We start from the raw sequence: 17,086 nt of genomic DNA, 5'->3' as shown, positions 1-17,086 counted from the left end.
AAGGAATAAGCAGCGAAAATAAATCTATCAATAATAGATTTACAAAAGAAGAGGTACAAGCGACACAAAAATACCTTGAAGGGATTTATGAGATTGAATACAAAATACCTAGAAAAGATATGGCTGGAAATATTGCAGAACCTGTTTCGTATAAAAATATTAAGGAGCCTAAAACAATATACGATCCAGCAATGATTAGTGATGATAAGATATATCAGTGGGGAAAAGAAGCAATGCAAAAGGGAACAATAAATGGTAGGCTTGTTGAAGGTACTGCTTCAAATGGATTGAAGTTCAGAGGTTATTTAAATGATGCTGGTGAGATAACTAACTTTTTCCCAATTCTAGACTGATATTATCAAGATACAATATTTATAGGAGGATAAAGTGAATAGTAATTTTGAATTTATTGAAGATAAAGAGAAAAACGATGAATTGATGTCAATATATTTTAACTTTATAAACGGTAAGTACTTGGAAAGAGCTTTGAGTTTTTTTGTAAAAAAAGAGGGATTTGGACAAGAAATAGTATTCGTTCATTTTCAGTCTGATTTAGATGAATTTGATATGTCACAGCTACCTACACCTTTAGATGATAAGCATGTGTTAGTTGAATTAGATTCTCCAGCTGTTGAGTCTGAACAACAAGTGTATTTGGACTTTGAAACTTTTTATAATTATTTGGAAGAACATGTGAAAAAAGAAGTGGAAAAAAATCCAGAAAGAAATGGATTAATGGATTTATTAGTGCAAGTTAAGCGTAGCTTAAATTTGTAATATCTTATAGCCATTTTACTAGATTCGTAGGGCAGAAAAAGAACTTTTTGAAGAACGCGTTTTTATTAGGATTTTATTATATTTCAATAAGGAAGATTGTCTGATATTGAATAAGTAAAGAGGAAGTTATAGATGAAAAAGACTCAACAAAAGAGACCTNNAGGTCTCTTTTGTTGAGTCTATTGAAAAAATCTCTAATTAAAAATTAGCGTGAGATAACAACTATAAGGGTACGGGTAAAACTGTAAGCAATTATCTTGATGATATAGTCGAGGCTGGTGGTACCAGAAGAGAAATAAATTCTAAACTTCGAAATCCATTAGATAATCCTAAGATAGCAAAGGAGATTGAGGGAAATACTGAAGCTGTATATGGATATTCACCTAAGAAGGAATCTGCCTTAAATAAGTTTGGGGTAGACTGGACAAATGGTGATGATGTAGCTTATGCAAGAAGCGAAAGAATAAAGTATCATGAAAAAATACAACAAAAAAGAATACAACTAGAACAAGATATTAAAAATCTTCAAAATGATGGGCTATCTATGGAGGAAATTGCTAGATTGAAAGTTGAAGAGCGAAATCAAGGAAGAATGGAAACGTATATAAAATCTAATAATTTAGATGGATTGAATGCAATGAAAGAAATATTCTTGAATATGGCAGAGCAGAAGGATCTACACCTGAACAACTTTATAAAAAGTATGGTTCATGGGAAGATGTGATATATGGCAGTTTAAAAACAAATCCAGCAATGGATGTCTTGACAGGATTATTTCATAGTATGGGAGGAAAATAATTATGAATGTAGAAAAAATACAAGGTAATATAAAGTGGATTGCATACAATAATTTAAGATTTAGAATAGAGAAGGTTAATGATGATTCATCCGTAATTTGGATTTCTGATAATTTTGTGAATTTATGTTTTACCTTAGTAATGAATGACTTTTTAAGTAAATGTGAGGATGAGTTGAATATAAATATCGAAATTGATTTGACTTGGAATAATCATAGAGGTTTGATTATAAAAAATCATGATATAAATCTAATTTTAGGAGAAATAATTAATTTTATTAGCGAATGGGAGTTAGAAGGAAATTCAAATGCTGATAATTTTTCTACGGAAGAGTGGTATTCAGCATAAGCTTGCAGGGTATGCTAGCTTTCCATCATTTTTAGGAATTTAAAAATATGGAGGGAAATTTAAATTTAATGTATGTTTAGGGGATATTGAATGTGAATTGAAACTAAAGAGTTAGATAAATATTTTAAGCAACTAGTGAGGAATGAATTCTGTATAGTAAAGAATTCATTCCTTTTAAGTTTGTTTTAATTTACTTGTAATTATAGTAGTTAATATTTGAAGAGGCAATCACCCTAAGTCATAAAGACACGAAAGCCTATACTCAAAGTAAGATTTCAAAGCTTTAGGAAGAAATTGGTTGAGTTAAAGGGGCTAAGGATGATACTTAGGGTACGGCTAACGGTAAACCTAGCAGTAACAAAAACACAACTGTAGATAATTTTGATGCGAAAACAGCTACAAATAAGCAAAAAGGTAATTATGGTGAAATAAAATCTAGTGACAATTTATTGAATAATCAAAGTTTAAAAGAAGCTGGATTTGATTTAAAGTCAGTCGGAAAAAGTGCACCATCAGGCATAAATGATAAAATAGTAAAAGGGATTGATGGATTATACGAAAATACAAATGCAGAATCATAGATCAAATATGTTATTGATGAAGCTAAATTTGGCAGTTCACAATTAGGGAAAACTAAAGATGGATCACAAATGTCAAATGATTGGTTGAATGGTGCGAAGACGCGAAAAAGTAGGATATTGAAGGCTGTTGATCGAAACTATTTGGAGTTAGAGGAAATATTAAAAGAGGCATTTTTAATGTATGATGATTTTAAAAGTGAAATAAGTAATGTGTATAGTAAAACCCATAAGTGAAAGTAGTAAGTAATAAGATACTGTAAATTATTATACATAAGTGATTAAAATGCTCAAAACATTATTAGTTTGTTTTGAGCATTTTTTTATTTTGATAAAAAAATAATTTGTGTGAATGTAACAATCAAATGAAAATAGAAGGTAATAAAAAGTATGAGTATACAAGATGTTATGAAACAGTTACACCAATCAATAATTAGAGGGAATTTAACAACGTATCGTGAATTATTTGAGAGTACGAATAGTAATGAAGTGACTGATCACTATTGGAAGGATGCAATGAAATTATATACGGGGCTTTCTAATGAAAAAATCGATATTATTTAAAATACTTGAACAAATAGAAGTGGATACTGTATATGCAGTTTTAAGAATAATAGAAGAAGGACTGTGTACTGAAGATGAAGAGTTGGATTTTCAATTAACTATTAATGGTGACTTACAGTATTTATTTTTAGAGCATGATGAAAAAAATAGAAACTAGGAATATTTTTAAGAGGTATAGAAGGTAGGGATTATTAACTATGAATATTTATTATTGTGACGAGTGGTCAGATATTAGAAAGCAACCTTGGAATATAATTGATACATGTAAAGCATACTTGTGTCATCAAAATCACGAACCATATACGGCTGTGTTAACTGAAGGTGAGAGGATTAAGTATGTTATAAATGTTACAAAAGACTGGGTTTCAGTTGGTTTTTATGATGACTTAGTTCGTAAGTATTTAAATTATGATTTTGAAGTTATAAATGATAATAGAATTTTCTTAAGAACAGCTATGTATTGGGAATATAATGATACGAATGAAAAAGAAAACACTCGCTTAATTTTGAATTTCCGCGAAAATGGTTATACAGTAATGGAAAAAATGGATGTAAATAAAGGGTTAGTAGAAGAACGAGAGGTTCATGATCATCTTGAAAATAACTGGGATGTATTTCCTGATTTTGGTCATTATATTCATTTGTGCAGAGAGGAGAGATAGTGAATGTATATAAGGTGTCAAATACCCAATATGAAAATTACGTGAGTTAGGCACTTCATTGTCAACCGACGACAATAGGTGCTTTTTTTACGTGCAGTGAAGAAAAAATATAAGTTTTCTTTTTACTCTATTTCATCTTCGAATTGCATGTTATAATTTGGAAAATATATATTCTTAATTTTTAGATAATTTAAAGGTGGTAGATTACTATATGAGTACATTAAAGAAAATAACTAACAATATTTCGAAAGTTATTATAGGAAAAGATGAATCGATTGAACTTGCAGCAATAGCTCTCATAGCAAGAGGGCACATTTTATTAGAGGATGTACCTGGGACGGGGAAAACAACGTTAGCGAAAAGTTTGGCTAAAAGTGTGGACGCTAAGTTCCAAAGAATTCAATTCACAGCTGACACTTTACCTGGAGATGTTATTGGTCTTGAATATTTTGATGTAAAGGAATCGGAATTTAAAACGAGGTTAGGTCCTATTTTTGCAAATATCGTATTAGTGGATGAAATTAATCGAGCTGTACCGAGAACACAATCTTCGTTATTGGAAGTTATGGAAGAACGTACTGTTACGATTGCGAAACAGACACATTCATTACCAGAACCTTTTTTAGTTATTGCGACGCAAAATCCTCTTGAATCCGCTGGTACATTTCCTTTACCAGATGCTCAATTAGACCGGTTTTTACTTACAATTCGACAAGGTTATCCTACGAGAGAAGCAGAAAAGGAAATGATGAATCGGTTTCAAATGAATGATCCGTTAGAAACGTTACATTCTATTATTTCAAGTGAAGAAATTATTACGATGCAAAAGCGTGCAAGAGAAGTGTTAGTAGGGAATGATGTGCAAGATTATCTTCTTGAAATTATTGAGGCAACGCGTAAGCATGAGTTAATTGAAATTGGTGTAAGTCCGAGGGGGACGTTGGCATTTATGAGGGCGATTCAAGCACGGGCAATATTAAATGAAAGAGATTATTGCACGCCAGATGATATAAAACTACTTGCTGCATCCGTTTGCGCTCATCGTTTAACGTTAACGATTGAGGGAGAGATGAAAACGACGAAAGAACAAATCATGAAAGAAATTCTCCATACAATTAGTGTGCCAGTGGAGAATGTACGATGAATCAACAGCTTGTGTATACACCTTTAGCGGAGCCTTTCGTAATGGGAGTTATGTCAGTTGTAGCCGTTATCTTAAGTGTATTTTCAAGTAATCTACTCTTATTATCTCTCGTATTTTTGTATGTGATTTTAATAGGTGCTACGCATGTATACATGCGTAAAGTATCTCGTGTTGAATGGGAATACAGTCAAGGGAATTCAAATGTTTTCATAGGTGAAACGAATATGTGCAAAATTAAAATTTCAAACAAGTCGATATTTCCTATTCTTAATATCGTATTTCGATTTAAATGTGAAAATAAGCTAACTTGGGATCATGATGAAATAAACAAAAATACTAATACAGGTTCAAATTATTATATGAATTTTAATTTAAAAGGAAGAGAGTCTGTTTCATTTGATTTGCAAGCTGTAGCGTTAAAAAGAGGCATTGCGAAATGGGAAGAAGTTGAAATTGTTATTACTGATCTCTTTGGATTCGTAACGAACCATATAACATATAAACAAGTCGATACGCCCTCCTATTTAGTCTTACCAGCTGTTCCCAAAATACAAGTGCCCGAATTACAAGAATGGTCACGTGGATTTCGAAAAGCGATGTCTTCACCCTTATATGATGAAACGAAAGTAATGGGAGTGAAGTCTTATGAAAATGAAGATTTTCGTTCCATCCACTGGAGTGCAACAGCGAAAACAGGGACGATAACCGCGAAAAAGTACGAGCGAACGCAATCAGATAAATACGCGATTTATCTCAACTTGCAAAACAAAAGTGGTGTTTCTTTGCGAAATGATACAGAGGAACTAATCGAATTAACGGCGGGTATATGTAAACAACTGCTCATGCAAAACTGTTCGTTTGAAGTATGGATCAATAGTGTAAAAGATAACGGTTTGCTACATATAAAAAATGGGGATAATCGGAAACACTTGCAAAATGTATTAAAGGTACTTGCCTCAATATCGGATCAGGATACGCCTGTATCTTCTTCTTATTTTTACACAGCAGGTTTTCGTCGTAAGGAACTGGATGCGGTTCCTTTAATCCTTGGTACTTCACCAAAGAAATATAGTAGAACGAATAAATGGATTGTAATTAAAGAATAAGAAAGGGCTTCTGTCATGTTGAATAAAAAGCAGCATACGAAAGTGAAGTTTTGGAGTGTTAAAGTAATAATTATACTTTTCTTTTCGATTAGTGCGATAGCGTTATCGCAAGGTGTTGTGCATGTACAAGGCATAGTAAAAGAGCGTTTTTTTAGTGAGAAAAAATCTGAAAAAATTTATAAAGAAACAATAAACTACGAAAATATTGAAGAGTATGAGACACCTATTGAAGATAAAAAAGTAGAAGATAAAGGGATAAGAACAACAACAGGTAAAAAAATGAAAGAGTTCGAAAGGGAAAGTTTATGGGGAGCCATATTTTCTGTACTTTCAAATTCATGGATTACTGTAGTTTTTTATGTTGTTATTACAGTGGTAATTATATATTTTCTTTATAAATCAGTTAGGAAAAAGTTAACGAAATCAGAAATGGAACAAGAGAAACAATCGGTAACAAAAGAAAATACGGTAAGGACCGAAAAGAACGAGAAAGTGAGGCATCAGTTAGAGCAACCGTTGCCTACAGATACGATAAGAAAAACGTTAGTTGAATGGGAAAGGACTTTACCATTTCATGAACAGAGAAGATCCTATGAAACGATGCAACAATGGTTAAAGAGAATATGTAGAACGAGAGGCATTATTCCGATATATGAGTCTGTTCGATATGGTGAAAAGAATTATACGGAATTAGATGTGGAAAAAACAATGAAGTGGATAGAGGGGGATGGGAAATTGGATTAAGTTAAAAAAATTGAAAGAAAGAGATTTAGGAATTACAAGGTGTAATGTTTCATGTATTATCCAATGTAGGTTACAAAGGATGGTACGATTTTTTAATCGATTTCGTATGAAACTATATATGCTTGATAGCGAATGAAAGTAAAACGGAAATATCCTTTTTGTTGGAATTCATTTAAAAATAATTTGAAGAAAGCATTTTTTATTAAGTTTCAGGTTAACAAAAGAGGATTTGCTACGAATAGCAGGTCCTCTTTTTAAATGACAAAAGGTAACTGTGAATTTTTGTGAGAAAGGGAGAAGGAGAGATGAAATTTTGGACGGGCTTCAAAATCTTAATTTGGTGGGAATGGGGTACCGCCTTATAGCCATTAAGCTAACCAAGTAAATTACTAGATATGAAACGATCCTTGTCTACAATAATCAAATTTTATTTTAAATACAATAAAACACCTTTATTGACCAAATGGTACAAAAAGTGTATTCTACTAATGTTATCTTTAAAATGAGAGGAGAATAAGATTGACTAATCGCGGCAGACCCAGAGAGTTTGATTATTCCTCAATTGTAGATGTTGCAATGAAAACATTTTGGATAAGAGGATATGAGGGGTGTTCTACACAAGATTTATGCAGTGATACAGGACTTGGAAAAGGAAGTTTATACAATACTTTTGGTAGTAAACATGAACTGTATAAACAAGTATTAGAACGCTACCAAGAAATTGGGATTAGGGAACAAAAGAAATTGTTAGATACTCCAATTCCAGTTAAAGAACGATTAAGTAATTTTTTTGAATGGGCATTGAAGGAAGACTTTGAAAATATTGATCAAAAAGGATGTTTATTGATTAATGCCAGCGTAGAACGTGCTAAAAACGATTTAATGGTTCAAGAAATTTTCTCAAGGCATGTTGAGCTTCTTAAACAAGCTATTGAAACAGTGATGGAGGAAGGATTGCAAACAGGTGAAATTTCAAAGAAGCAATCAGCTGAGGAATTAGCTAGTCTGCTTTTAAGCAGTTATTACGGATTCCGTGTTCTTAATGTATCGATGCAAAATCGGATGTTAGCTGAACAGGTTATCAAAGGAACAATGGATTCTATTTTTGGCGCTTAGTGCGCTCTTTTTTCGCACTATTTTTGTACCAATCATTACAATAATGGATAAGGAGTGTTTTTATGCCATCGATTATTTATTTATTAGCTTTAGCAATCTTTTGTATGACTACATCAGAATTTATGGTTGCAGGTATGATGAATGAACTTGCTCTTGCATTCCAGGTTTCTGTATCATCTATTGGGTATTTAATTTCAGCTTATGCAGGAGCAATGGTAATAGGAGGCCCCATTTTAACTGCAATCCTCTTGCGAATGCGCAGCAAACAAGCATTATTGTTTTTAATGTTCGTATTTTTAATTGGTCAATCGCTCGGAGCTATTGCTTGGAACTATGATATTATGATGATTTCACGTATTATAACTGGTATTGTTTCAGCTTCAGCTTTTGGAGTTACGATTTCCTTCTCTGCAACATTGGTTCACTCTGATTCAAGGGGAAAAGCTGCATCAATTGTACTTGCAGGTTTAATGCTCGCAACTGTATTAGGTTTACCTATAACAACCGTTATTTCGCAATATTTTGGCTGGCGTATTAGTTTTGGAGCTGTTTCTGTTCTTGTGCTAGTATCAGGGATTATGATTCAATGGTTGTTACCATCATCTTCAAATAAAGAGCAATTAAACTGGAAAGACGAAATTCTACGATTTAAAAATATTCATCTTTGGGCAGCGTACGTAACAAGTATGTTTATTATTGGTGGTACGTTTGCAGCATTTAGTTATTTTACGCCCATTTTTACAAATGTTACAGGCTTTTCAAGCACAAGTATTCCATATTTACTTGCTCTCTATGGTAGCGCGACGGTAATTGGCAATATAATAATTGGAAAGTTTGCTGATAAATATACAATGAAAATATTGATGTGCGGATTGATTATATTGATAGTAGCATTGTCTTTATTTGCTTTAGGAGCAGAAAATAAATATATTGCCGTTATTTCTACTGTTTTTATTGGTTTAACTGGTGTAGCAATGAATCCAGCTATGGTTGCGAGAGTCATGAAAACAGCTAGTAATGGAACGATGATAAATACCGTTCATAGTTCTTTTATTACGCTAGGTATTGTTATTGGTTCGTCACTAGGTGGTCTTGGGATCAGTAAAGGATATGGTTTTGTATCTCCGCTATGGATTGGAGCTTGTTTAGCTATCCTTGGGGTAATTTCATTATTCCCATATTTACATAAAGGAAAGGTAGATTAAGATGTTTAAAATTTCTTTATATGGGGCAGTACCCCATAAAGAAAAGACACTCATATATGAGTGTCTTTTCCGATAGTTTTTTTAGCAGAAGCAAGAAGCTCCAACTATGATTAATAGAATAAATAATACAACTAATAAAGCAAAGCCACCGCCACAACTACTACAACTACCACCAAAGCCCATTTTAATCTCTCCTTTGAGTAGGAGGGGAAAATTAAGGTCACTCATGTAATTTAATGGATTCAATTTACTTTATGTTTTTACGCATTAATTGAGCAGGTCCTCTTGAAATAAAGAAAAGACACCCTAAGGTGCCTTTTCTTTATTTTTATAGCAATAGAGGATTTTTTTAGTAGGGGTCCCGCAAACTAATTGACATAAAACCCTCTTATCAGTAGTTAGTCTGCCTAAGTTCAAATGAGAATAAGCTCTTTTATTTTCTTTAAGCATAACATGTAAAAGAATATGAAATATTTATAAAAAGTAGGTGCAAACATGACATTAGATTCTCACCGTATTATAGGTTTCCCAGGAATGGGTATGGGCGGTTTCCCTAGAATAGATATACCAGTTATCCATAACCTTAATTTCTAATAATTTATATTCGAATATAGATGATAATAGATAAGATTAACCCTTGAATTACCTGTTAAAGTCATCTTATCTATTGCCATCTATTAACTTGTACCAACTTTCTTATATAACATCATTTATTCATAAAAACTTATTAAATTCTCTACAGCAATTTAATTAATTTATACAAACTATATTTTTACGTTTTTTAATGATTAAAGAGCCGCGTTACTCTTAATAGGGTAACGCGGCTCTTTTCTTATTCAAATTTACTTAGCGTGGTTTTTTTCCGAAATGCTGGCGGGACCCCATGCCCATCAACTTAAGAAATCCGACTACCCCCAAGTGTAAAAAAACGTTATTCTTTCTAAATGTAGTGTAGTGCTTTGAGAAAAAATGATAAATCTTTTACAAAAAAAATACCCCCCTACTTTCTAAACCAATAGTAGGGGATTATGGCGTTTTAATAGACTTAGGAAGATAAATACAATTCGTTGCTAATAGGAACATCATCCGTTGTGGGTTTGAAATAAGTTTGATTATTTTTTATCTATTTTATGCCACAATTGCACCCTTTAGTTGAATAAAGGAACAATTATCTAAGCGATCCATCCTAGTAGTATAAAATTAAATGCAAATTAAGCTACAAGTTATTATATTTTGTTATCACTGATTTAGCCCTTTCAATAAGCTTATTTTTTATGAAATCAGGTTCTATTATTTCTGCTTCAGGTCCAATACTCCAAAGTAGTTCAACATAAAACCACTCTTCTGAAGGGTTAATATTCTTTGTTACTTTCGCGGTTCCATCTGAATTATATTCCATATTATCTCTTAACCATGATATACCCTCAGCTTTTCTTTTTCCCTCTTTGCTTAAACTCACTTCGAGCTTTATGGGATTAGATTCATACTCAGAATATAACCATTCTTTAATATTAAAATGGATATTAGTGGAATGAGAGTCAGAATTAATAATTGTTTTTTTATTCGATCTACTCTGAAAAGCCTTATGCCTCTTCTCATTCTACAGTAAGCAGGACAATACCAATGCCCGTTATATACATATAAGCCCATAGGTTCTATCTCTCTATAGAGTTCATCTTCTGTTGTTTCATATAAGATATTTACAGTTTTTTCTTCTATAGATGCATCATAAAGGTTTCTTAGCGTCTTTTTATCCACTTTAATATTTGGTTGCCACATCAAGATTTTGTCTCTAGTATCCTCAATTGCATCGGAAGTTTCCTGAGGAATCATATTGAATAGTTTATTTAAAATTACTTCATATGAAGAAGAAAAAGGAGTGGAGCCAACATATTGCATGGCATCTATTGCAAAAAATAAAGCTATTATTTCATCCTCACTAAACCAAATGGGAGGGATCATTTTATTTTTTAGTGTACTAAATCCTCCATTTCTACCTCTTTCTGAATAGACTGGAAAGTAAATTTCACTTAGCTCCTGTATATCTCGGAGGATTGTTCTCTCTGAGACTCCTTCGGATTTAGCAAGTTCCTTTGCAGTGATGGAATTATTATTGTTTAATGCCAGCATTATTCTAATGATACGTTTAGTCTTAGACATTTAATCACCTTTTTCAAAAAATATGACAAAATCTGTCTTATTTATAGTATAAGCTAATTTTAAACCTAGTGAAGGAGGCTAATACAAAAATGAATACCATCGAATATATTACTGAAGCGAAAGAAGTTTTATTTTCACGTAAAAACTTAAAAAATGAAGAGCTATCTGCGAGATTAATAACCGATTACATTGTAAGTAATGGTGTAGTTTACGAGAATATAGGCTCTTGGATTGATGATGTAGTGAGAATTAAACTTAAAAAGTTGGAGGAAGAAACAACTTACCTAACTCAATCAAAGAAATACAACTTTAGATGTGTTGAATACCGAAAATATGAAGATGATCCATCGCAAAGAGAGGTGCTTCATGTTCTTGAGAAAGAAAGTACTTCTGATTTACTACCTCATCTTTTAATTTTTAATCCTGCTCTACAGGGGAAGCCATTAAAAAGATGTGCATCAGAAATAGATGAAGATCGGGAAATATTTGTTGTATATTATTTAGATGATTGCGAATGTGCAAAATGAAGTGTATGCTAAAAAGCCTAATTTCTCGGTATTGAGAAAAGGCTTTTATTTTTCAGAACTCACATTTAAAAATAAATGTACATTAGTTCTCTTTAAATTATATATTGATTATTTTCTTTATTCATTATTATCTATTCTACAGCTATAAATTAAAGACTTAAATTAGTAGCCTTAGAAAGGATGATGTTTTTTATGAATCTTTCGATTCAGAGTGAACTACAATTATTTGCTGAAGAATTATATGAACATCTTACTCCTTCATTTTTGGAAAATCTCGCTAGAGAACTAGGTTTTGTACAACGGAAACGTAAATTTTCAGGGCATGATTTAGCTACTATATGTGTTTGGATTAGTCAACGAGTAGCGAGTGATTCTTTAGTGAGACTGTGTAGTCAACTTCATGCTGTTACAGGAACACTCATGAGTCCAGAAGGACTCAATAAGCGTTTCAATAAAAAAGCTGTTTGCTTTTTAAAACACATTTTCTCTACATTGCTAAAAAGTAAAATTTGTGAAGCATCAGTGATTCCAAGCTCTTCAATCGCTTATTTTCAACGAATTCGTATTTTAGATGCAACGATTTTCCAAGTGCCAAAACATTTAGCTAGTGTGTACCCAGGGTCAGGTGGTTGTGCACAAACAGCGGGTATAAAAATTCAATTAGAATATGATTTACATAGTGGTCAGTTTTTAAATATTCAAATTGAACCAGGGAAAAATAATGATAAAACCTTTGGAACAGAGTGTTTATCGACACTACGCCCTGGTGATCTATGTATTCGGGATTTAGGCTATTATTCACTGGATGATTTAGATCAAATGGACCAACGTGGCGTGTATTATATATCGCGGCTCAAATTAAACAATATAGTGTATATCAAAAATAAATTTCCTGAATACTTTCGAAATGGGACAATAAAAAAACAGTCTCAGTATATCAAAGTTGATTTAGAACACATTATGGATACCTTAAAACCAGGGCAGGTCTATGAAATAAAAGAAGCTTATATTGGAAAGGATAAAAAACTATTCACTCGGGTGATTATGTATCGATTAACAGAAAAACAACTTCATGAGCGTATGAAAAAACAAGTGTATACGGAAAGTAAAAAGGGTATTACATATTCGGAAAAGAGCAAACGATTAACTGGCATGAACCTATATGTTACCAATACCCCCTGGGAGATTGTTCCGATGGAACAAATCCATGATTTTTACTCTCTCCGCTGGCAAATTGAAATCATCTTTAAAACTTGGAAATCCCTATTTCAAATTCATCATTGGCAAAATATTAAACAAGAGCGATTAGAATGCCATGTTTATGGAAAACTTATTGCCATTTTTTTATGTTCTTCTACTATGTTTAAGATGCGACAATTAATTTTACAAAAGAAGAAACAGGAATTAAGTGAATATAAAGCAATTGGAATGATTCAAGATCATTTACACATTTTATATCAAACCATGCAGCAAAACACCCAAGAAATAGCAAAGATTCTTATCCGTCTGTTCCACCTTCTACAGAAGAATGGACGGAAATCTCACAGATATGAGAAAAAAACTGTCTTTGATATTTTGGGTGTTGTCTATGAGTATAATGGATTAAAAAAACAAAAGAAAGCTGCATAATTTTAAAAAAGATACTTATCTAGGTTTATTTGATATGCTCATTTTTAAAGATAAAAAGTGCTCTAAGAGTTTTTTAGTGTATTTGAACGAAGGCTCATTTTGTTTCTGTTCTTAAGTTGATGGGCATGTGGCGGGACCCCAATAGGAAAAGGGAAAAGAATTAAGTTTACTCGTTCTTAAGAGTTTTCCCTTTGAAATCTACTTTTTGTTCGTTGTTCTATATACGTCTGAAATTGGTAAGTCCACGCCATGTAAATCTTGAGTAATGCCTTTCTTTTTAACATTGGTGTTGTCTGGATTATGTGCCTCTTGAGATGTTTCTTCCATCTGTTCTTGAGCTTTACTAGGAGTATTTAGAGCATCTGATGATACGTGGTCAAGTTGTTGACTTAATAGATTTTTTTCATCCATGTTATGTAGCTCCTTTGTGAATTTAGATATAAAAACAATGTAATTATAAATAGTTACTTAGATATTTTGTATCTTTGAATGGAATCATATACAGAAATTATATTGAGAAATTAACTAATTATAAAAATTATTAGTTCTTAATAAAATCGTAATCTTGTGAGAAAGGGAGATGAAATTTTGGACGGACTTCAAAATCTTAATTTGGTGGGCATGGGGTACTATTTTTCAAAAAATATATGGCGCAATGACTGGAATCATGACGGGAGTGCTTGTTGTATTGTATGCTACGATTTTCAATATAAAAATTGCAAACTTTTTTCTAACAGTCCCACACGCTATTAATGACATTAGTACAGGAGCAATAGCATTATTTATTCATATCGTAATAAATTTTATTGTAAGCTTAGCTTCAAAAAACATATCGATTCAAAAGGGGTCTACCACATCAACATCAAGCTAAAATAATCTTATGTCTATTAGCTTAGTAAAATATAAACAGGATGTCTGTTGCATGACATCCTGTTTATTTTGGAGCAAAGAGGTACGTTTTGAATTCTGAAAATTGTTATTTTTACAACTATTACATATAATAAAGGTTATAGGGAGTTATAAATAGGGAATACTTTAGTTTATTAACTATTTCTCGTTTCAACCAATAAAACAGTTAATAGATTTGGAGTTGAATACAATGGAAAAAAATCAGTATAAATGGAGTAATAAACAATTACGAGAGCATGTTGAAGTAGTAGATGGTAAGAGAAGTCCGCACATTTTATTAAAGAATGCAACGTATTTAAATTCTTACATACGTAATTGGACAGTAGCGAATATTTGGATTTATGAGGACAGAATTGTATACGTAGGGGAGAAGTTGCCAGAGCAATTAACGGATTGTGAAGTGATTGATTGCGAAGGAAAATATGTTGTACCTGGTTACATAGAACCGCATGCACATCCATATCAATTATATAACCCAGAGACGTTAGCAAATCATGTGATGCAATTTGGGACAACAACTTTTATTAATGATAATTTAACTTTATTTTTCACATTAAAGCGTGAAGAAGCATTTCGTTTATTAGATGAATTTAAAAAGATTCCAGCAAGTATGTATTGGTGGTGTCGTTTTGATGGACAGACTGAATTGCAAAACGGGGAATCTTTATTTAATAGTGAAGAAATAATAGAGTGGCTACAGCATGAAGCAGTTCTTCAAGGCGGAGAGTTAACAGCATGGCCAAAACTATTACATGGCGATGATGAAATGTTAACTTGGGTGCAGGAAACAAAACGATTACAGAAAAAAGTAGAAGGACATTTCCCAGGTGCATCTGAAGCAACGTTAGCAAAGCTAAAATTATTAGGCACGGATTGCGATCATGAAGCGATGACAGGGCAGGAAGCGTTAAATCGTCTTATGCAAGGCTACACCGTTTCTCTTAGAAATTCTTCCATTAGACCGGATTTAGAAGTTTTATTAAAAGAATTGTTGGAATTAGGTGTGAAGCAGTTTGATAGATTCTTTTTTACAACAGACGGTTCGCATCCGTCATTTTATGAAAACGGCATGACGAATCGCTTGATAGAAATAGCGATAGAGCAAGGGGTACCAGTAATAGATGCGTATCAAATGGCAAGTTATAATATTGCCCGTTATTATAATATGGAACATGTGCATGGTTCAATTGCGACAGGTAGAGTGGCCAATATGAATATTTTAGAAAGTAAAGAAAACCCAGTACCAGTCAGTGTCATTGCAAAGGGACAGTGGGTAAAGCGTGACGGAGTAAACAAAAATGGATCGTTACTTATAGAATGGAGTAACTTCAAAGTAAATCCACTAACATTAGACTGGACCATAGAGAAAGAGGATATGATTTTCCCTAATAAAACGGGTATGCACTTATTAAATAACGTTATAACAAAACCATATGTAAGTGAAATTGATTTAAACCATGATGAACTTTCTATTGATCATGATGAATGTTTCTTAATGATGATTGCTCGTGATGGTACTTGGCGAGTAAATACAGTTGTAAAAGGTTTTGCAAAAGAATTAGGTGGTCTTGCTAGTTCTTATTCTGGTACAGGTGATATGATTCTGATTGGAAAAAGTAAAGAGGATATGCTTACAGCTTTTCATAGAGTAAAAGAGCTCGGCGGGGGAATGGTAATAGCTGAAAGGAATGAAGTATTACATGAAATTGCATTACCGCTACTTGGGATTATGTCGGATGTAAATATGAGTGATTTAATACAGGAAGAGAAAAAGATGGTGAACTTACTGCAAGAAAGAGGATATGCTTATAACGATCCAGCATTTACAATTTTATTCTTTTCTGCGACGCACTTGCCATTTATACGAGTAACGCCTATAGGGTTATATGATGTGAAAAGTAGTAAGGTAGTTGCCGAGCCGGTGAATTTGATAAAGCAATATTAAAAGAAAAGGTCCTATAAAAAGTCTATTTTATAGGACCTTTCACATTCCTAGCATAAGAAAATCTTAAGCCTCAAATAATATAGTATCTAAATCATTTGAGGTGATATGTAAATATGAAAAAAATATTTTACATTTTAAGCGTATTTATTTTGTGTGTATCGATACAACACGTTGTACATTCCCAATCAGATGCACCAAGGTTATCTTCGGATTGTCTTGAAGAAAGAAAAATTCGAGATGAAAAGTATGTGAAGAGTATAATGCAGGACATTAAATCTACATTTAATTTAAATATTGATGAACATAGTTTTTGGGAAGTAAGTAAAAGAGATCTGGAGGCTGCCCATTTGATGTATGGTGGAAAGAAAAATGATTCTTATTATAATTCGCTAACTAAAATTTATGATAGTGGTGGATTTAGCGAGCAGCCTAGCTTATTTGTGAGTGCACAAGAAGCATTTTTACTTTATAAAGAAAAAGATAATATCAATGTAATGAAACGCCTAAACCTAGACGTTGAAAAAGGGGAATGGATCGTTATAAAAACGAAAAAGAAGAAAGGGAAAAAAGTGAAATTCAAGCCGTTGCAATGTGAAAAAGAGAAATGAACATAATATGAACTGATGTAACAAAATGCTAATTAATATTGTTTTTATCAAACGATAGCTTGTTATCTATATAAAATAGGAAAAGGTAAGTAAACATATTATCCTTTTGTAATATGTTTACTTACCTTTTTGAATGGGTTTAAAATTCGGAATGGTGTTAGTTGAAAATTATTTGTTGGCTAATGCAAAAATAATCTTCAACGAGTCCTTTCGTCATAAAAAGAGGAATTTGTGTCGAAATATTTATACATTGCGGAGACAAATATG

Annotated in this window: 21 protein-coding genes and 1 pseudogene; 18 read left to right on the top strand and 4 right to left on the bottom strand. The window is 32.5% G+C overall.

Annotated elements, in window-relative coordinates; genetic code table 11:
- The 13 genes and pseudogenes from COE49_RS05575 to COE49_RS05520 all read left to right on the top strand — a co-directional run.
- Window positions 1–353: CdiA family toxin C-terminal domain-containing protein (locus tag COE49_RS05575; protein WP_255294739.1), on the top strand; the 353-nt coding region annotated here is incomplete at its 5' end.
- 34 nt (window positions 354–387) lie between these two features.
- Complete coding sequence (locus COE49_RS05570) at window positions 388–777, top strand: hypothetical protein (RefSeq protein ID WP_001087574.1); 390 nt, start codon at window positions 388–390, stop codon at window positions 775–777.
- A gap of 226 nt (window positions 778–1,003) precedes the next feature.
- Window positions 1,004–1,575: pseudogene (locus tag COE49_RS05565) on the top strand (hypothetical protein); the annotation flags it as partial.
- Between the two features lie 2 nt (window positions 1,576–1,577).
- Window positions 1,578–1,922, top strand: coding sequence for a hypothetical protein (locus COE49_RS05560; RefSeq protein WP_088229506.1), 345 nt, complete (start codon window positions 1,578–1,580; stop codon window positions 1,920–1,922).
- A gap of 449 nt (window positions 1,923–2,371) precedes the next feature.
- A complete protein-coding gene (locus tag COE49_RS27935) occupies window positions 2,372–2,503 on the top strand; it encodes a hypothetical protein (RefSeq protein ID WP_255291288.1) in 132 nt (43 codons plus the stop codon).
- 387 nt (window positions 2,504–2,890) lie between these two features.
- A complete protein-coding gene (locus tag COE49_RS27930; protein ID WP_240522890.1) occupies window positions 2,891–3,064 on the top strand; it encodes a hypothetical protein in 174 nt (57 codons plus the stop codon).
- Window positions 3,042–3,221, top strand: a complete 180-nt coding sequence (locus COE49_RS05550; RefSeq protein WP_240522891.1) for a hypothetical protein — start codon at window positions 3,042–3,044, stop codon at window positions 3,219–3,221. The genes COE49_RS27930 and COE49_RS05550 overlap by 23 nt, the downstream gene beginning before the upstream one ends.
- Window positions 3,222–3,261: 40 nt before the next feature.
- Window positions 3,262–3,726, top strand: coding sequence for a hypothetical protein (locus COE49_RS05545; protein ID WP_088229505.1), 465 nt, complete (start codon window positions 3,262–3,264; stop codon window positions 3,724–3,726).
- 211 nt (window positions 3,727–3,937) lie between these two features.
- Entirely contained in the window at window positions 3,938–4,870 is a 933-nt protein-coding gene (locus tag COE49_RS05540; protein ID WP_088229504.1) for an AAA family ATPase, read from the top strand.
- Window positions 4,867–5,976, top strand: a complete 1,110-nt coding sequence (locus COE49_RS05535; RefSeq protein WP_098840736.1) for a DUF58 domain-containing protein — start codon at window positions 4,867–4,869, stop codon at window positions 5,974–5,976. Before COE49_RS05540 ends, COE49_RS05535 begins: the two co-directional genes overlap by 4 nt.
- A 15-nt stretch (window positions 5,977–5,991) precedes the next feature.
- Complete coding sequence (locus tag COE49_RS05530; protein ID WP_098357568.1) at window positions 5,992–6,720, top strand: hypothetical protein; 729 nt, start codon at window positions 5,992–5,994, stop codon at window positions 6,718–6,720.
- A gap of 519 nt (window positions 6,721–7,239) precedes the next feature.
- Window positions 7,240–7,836, top strand: a complete 597-nt coding sequence (locus COE49_RS05525; protein ID WP_098357567.1) for a TetR/AcrR family transcriptional regulator — start codon at window positions 7,240–7,242, stop codon at window positions 7,834–7,836.
- A gap of 62 nt (window positions 7,837–7,898) precedes the next feature.
- Entirely contained in the window at window positions 7,899–9,041 is a 1,143-nt protein-coding gene (locus COE49_RS05520) for an MFS transporter (RefSeq protein ID WP_088229500.1), read from the top strand.
- 81 nt (window positions 9,042–9,122) lie between these two features.
- On the opposite strand, the gene COE49_RS05515 is transcribed toward COE49_RS05520, so the two are convergent.
- From COE49_RS05515 to COE49_RS05510, 3 genes are all read right to left on the bottom strand, one after another.
- Window positions 9,123–9,224 carry a YjcZ family sporulation protein gene (locus COE49_RS05515; protein WP_000505688.1) on the bottom strand — a complete coding sequence of 34 codons (102 nt, stop codon included), beginning with the start codon at window positions 9,222–9,224 and terminating at the stop codon, window positions 9,123–9,125.
- A gap of 1,033 nt (window positions 9,225–10,257) precedes the next feature.
- Window positions 10,258–10,500 (bottom strand): hypothetical protein, encoded by a 243-nt coding sequence (locus COE49_RS27925; protein ID WP_483295617.1) that lies wholly within the window; start codon window positions 10,498–10,500, stop codon window positions 10,258–10,260.
- An 8-nt stretch (window positions 10,501–10,508) separates the two neighbouring features.
- Window positions 10,509–11,201 carry a helix-turn-helix transcriptional regulator gene (locus COE49_RS05510; protein WP_255294738.1) on the bottom strand — a complete coding sequence of 231 codons (693 nt, stop codon included), beginning with the start codon at window positions 11,199–11,201 and terminating at the stop codon, window positions 10,509–10,511.
- Between the two features lie 89 nt (window positions 11,202–11,290).
- On the opposite strand from COE49_RS05510, the gene COE49_RS05505 reads away from it, so the two are divergent.
- Both COE49_RS05505 and COE49_RS05500 read left to right on the top strand, forming a co-directional pair.
- Window positions 11,291–11,728 (top strand): hypothetical protein, encoded by a 438-nt coding sequence (locus COE49_RS05505; RefSeq protein WP_098882862.1) that lies wholly within the window; start codon window positions 11,291–11,293, stop codon window positions 11,726–11,728.
- 192 nt (window positions 11,729–11,920) lie between these two features.
- Window positions 11,921–13,357 carry an IS4 family transposase gene (locus COE49_RS05500; RefSeq protein ID WP_098945756.1) on the top strand — a complete coding sequence of 479 codons (1,437 nt, stop codon included), beginning with the start codon at window positions 11,921–11,923 and terminating at the stop codon, window positions 13,355–13,357.
- Window positions 13,358–13,555: 198 nt separating this feature from the next.
- Here COE49_RS05500 and COE49_RS05495 read toward each other — a convergent pair whose 3' ends face one another.
- Window positions 13,556–13,768 carry a hypothetical protein gene (locus COE49_RS05495; protein WP_002146987.1) on the bottom strand — a complete coding sequence of 71 codons (213 nt, stop codon included), beginning with the start codon at window positions 13,766–13,768 and terminating at the stop codon, window positions 13,556–13,558.
- Window positions 13,769–13,937: 169 nt separating this feature from the next.
- On the opposite strand from COE49_RS05495, the gene COE49_RS05490 reads away from it, so the two are divergent.
- From COE49_RS05490 to COE49_RS05480, 3 genes are all read left to right on the top strand, one after another.
- Window positions 13,938–14,228: a hypothetical protein gene (locus COE49_RS05490; protein ID WP_255294737.1), complete on the top strand. Its 291-nt coding sequence runs from the start codon at window positions 13,938–13,940 to the stop codon at window positions 14,226–14,228.
- 228 nt (window positions 14,229–14,456) lie between these two features.
- The gene (locus COE49_RS05485; protein ID WP_098840735.1) at window positions 14,457–16,211 is read left to right on the top strand and encodes an adenine deaminase; all 1,755 of its coding nucleotides are present in this window, start codon (window positions 14,457–14,459) and stop codon (window positions 16,209–16,211) included.
- 113 nt (window positions 16,212–16,324) lie between these two features.
- Window positions 16,325–16,819, top strand: coding sequence for a hypothetical protein (locus tag COE49_RS05480; protein ID WP_088229497.1), 495 nt, complete (start codon window positions 16,325–16,327; stop codon window positions 16,817–16,819).
- Window positions 16,820–17,086: the final 267 nt, after the last annotated feature.

It is taken from the genome of Bacillus sp. AFS029637 (assembly GCF_002584985.1).
GTDB lineage: Bacteria > Bacillota > Bacilli > Bacillales > Bacillaceae_G > Bacillus_A.
The sequence above is the reverse complement of the archived record's forward strand: the minus strand, read 5'-3'. Positions and strand labels throughout refer to the sequence as shown.

What these genes read in the sequence shown, in the direction of transcription:
- COE49_RS05480 (WP_088229497.1), top strand. Translation starts at nt 16,325, where the DNA reads ATGAAAAAAATATTTTACATTTTAAGCGTATTTATTTTGTGTGTATCG.
- COE49_RS05530 (WP_098357568.1), top strand. Translation starts at nt 5,992, where the DNA reads ATGTTGAATAAAAAGCAGCATACGAAAGTGAAGTTTTGGAGTGTTAAA.
- COE49_RS05535 (WP_098840736.1), top strand. Translation starts at nt 4,867, where the DNA reads ATGAATCAACAGCTTGTGTATACACCTTTAGCGGAGCCTTTCGTAATG.
- COE49_RS05500 (WP_098945756.1), top strand. Translation starts at nt 11,921, where the DNA reads ATGAATCTTTCGATTCAGAGTGAACTACAATTATTTGCTGAAGAATTA.
- COE49_RS05505 (WP_098882862.1), top strand. Translation starts at nt 11,291, where the DNA reads ATGAATACCATCGAATATATTACTGAAGCGAAAGAAGTTTTATTTTCA.
- COE49_RS05540 (WP_088229504.1), top strand. Translation starts at nt 3,938, where the DNA reads ATGAGTACATTAAAGAAAATAACTAACAATATTTCGAAAGTTATTATA.
- COE49_RS05485 (WP_098840735.1), top strand. Translation starts at nt 14,457, where the DNA reads ATGGAAAAAAATCAGTATAAATGGAGTAATAAACAATTACGAGAGCAT.
- COE49_RS05490 (WP_255294737.1), top strand. Translation starts at nt 13,938, where the DNA reads ATGAAATTTTGGACGGACTTCAAAATCTTAATTTGGTGGGCATGGGGT.
- COE49_RS05510 (WP_255294738.1), bottom strand. Translation starts at nt 11,201, where the DNA reads ATGTCTAAGACTAAACGTATCATTAGAATAATGCTGGCATTAAACAAT.
- COE49_RS05515 (WP_000505688.1), bottom strand. Translation starts at nt 9,224, where the DNA reads ATGGGCTTTGGTGGTAGTTGTAGTAGTTGTGGCGGTGGCTTTGCTTTA.
- COE49_RS05520 (WP_088229500.1), top strand. Translation starts at nt 7,899, where the DNA reads ATGCCATCGATTATTTATTTATTAGCTTTAGCAATCTTTTGTATGACT.
- COE49_RS27930 (WP_240522890.1), top strand. Translation starts at nt 2,891, where the DNA reads ATGAGTATACAAGATGTTATGAAACAGTTACACCAATCAATAATTAGA.
- COE49_RS05545 (WP_088229505.1), top strand. Translation starts at nt 3,262, where the DNA reads ATGAATATTTATTATTGTGACGAGTGGTCAGATATTAGAAAGCAACCT.
- COE49_RS05495 (WP_002146987.1), bottom strand. Translation starts at nt 13,768, where the DNA reads ATGGATGAAAAAAATCTATTAAGTCAACAACTTGACCACGTATCATCA.
- COE49_RS05550 (WP_240522891.1), top strand. Translation starts at nt 3,042, where the DNA reads ATGAAAAAATCGATATTATTTAAAATACTTGAACAAATAGAAGTGGAT.
- COE49_RS05560 (WP_088229506.1), top strand. Translation starts at nt 1,578, where the DNA reads ATGAATGTAGAAAAAATACAAGGTAATATAAAGTGGATTGCATACAAT.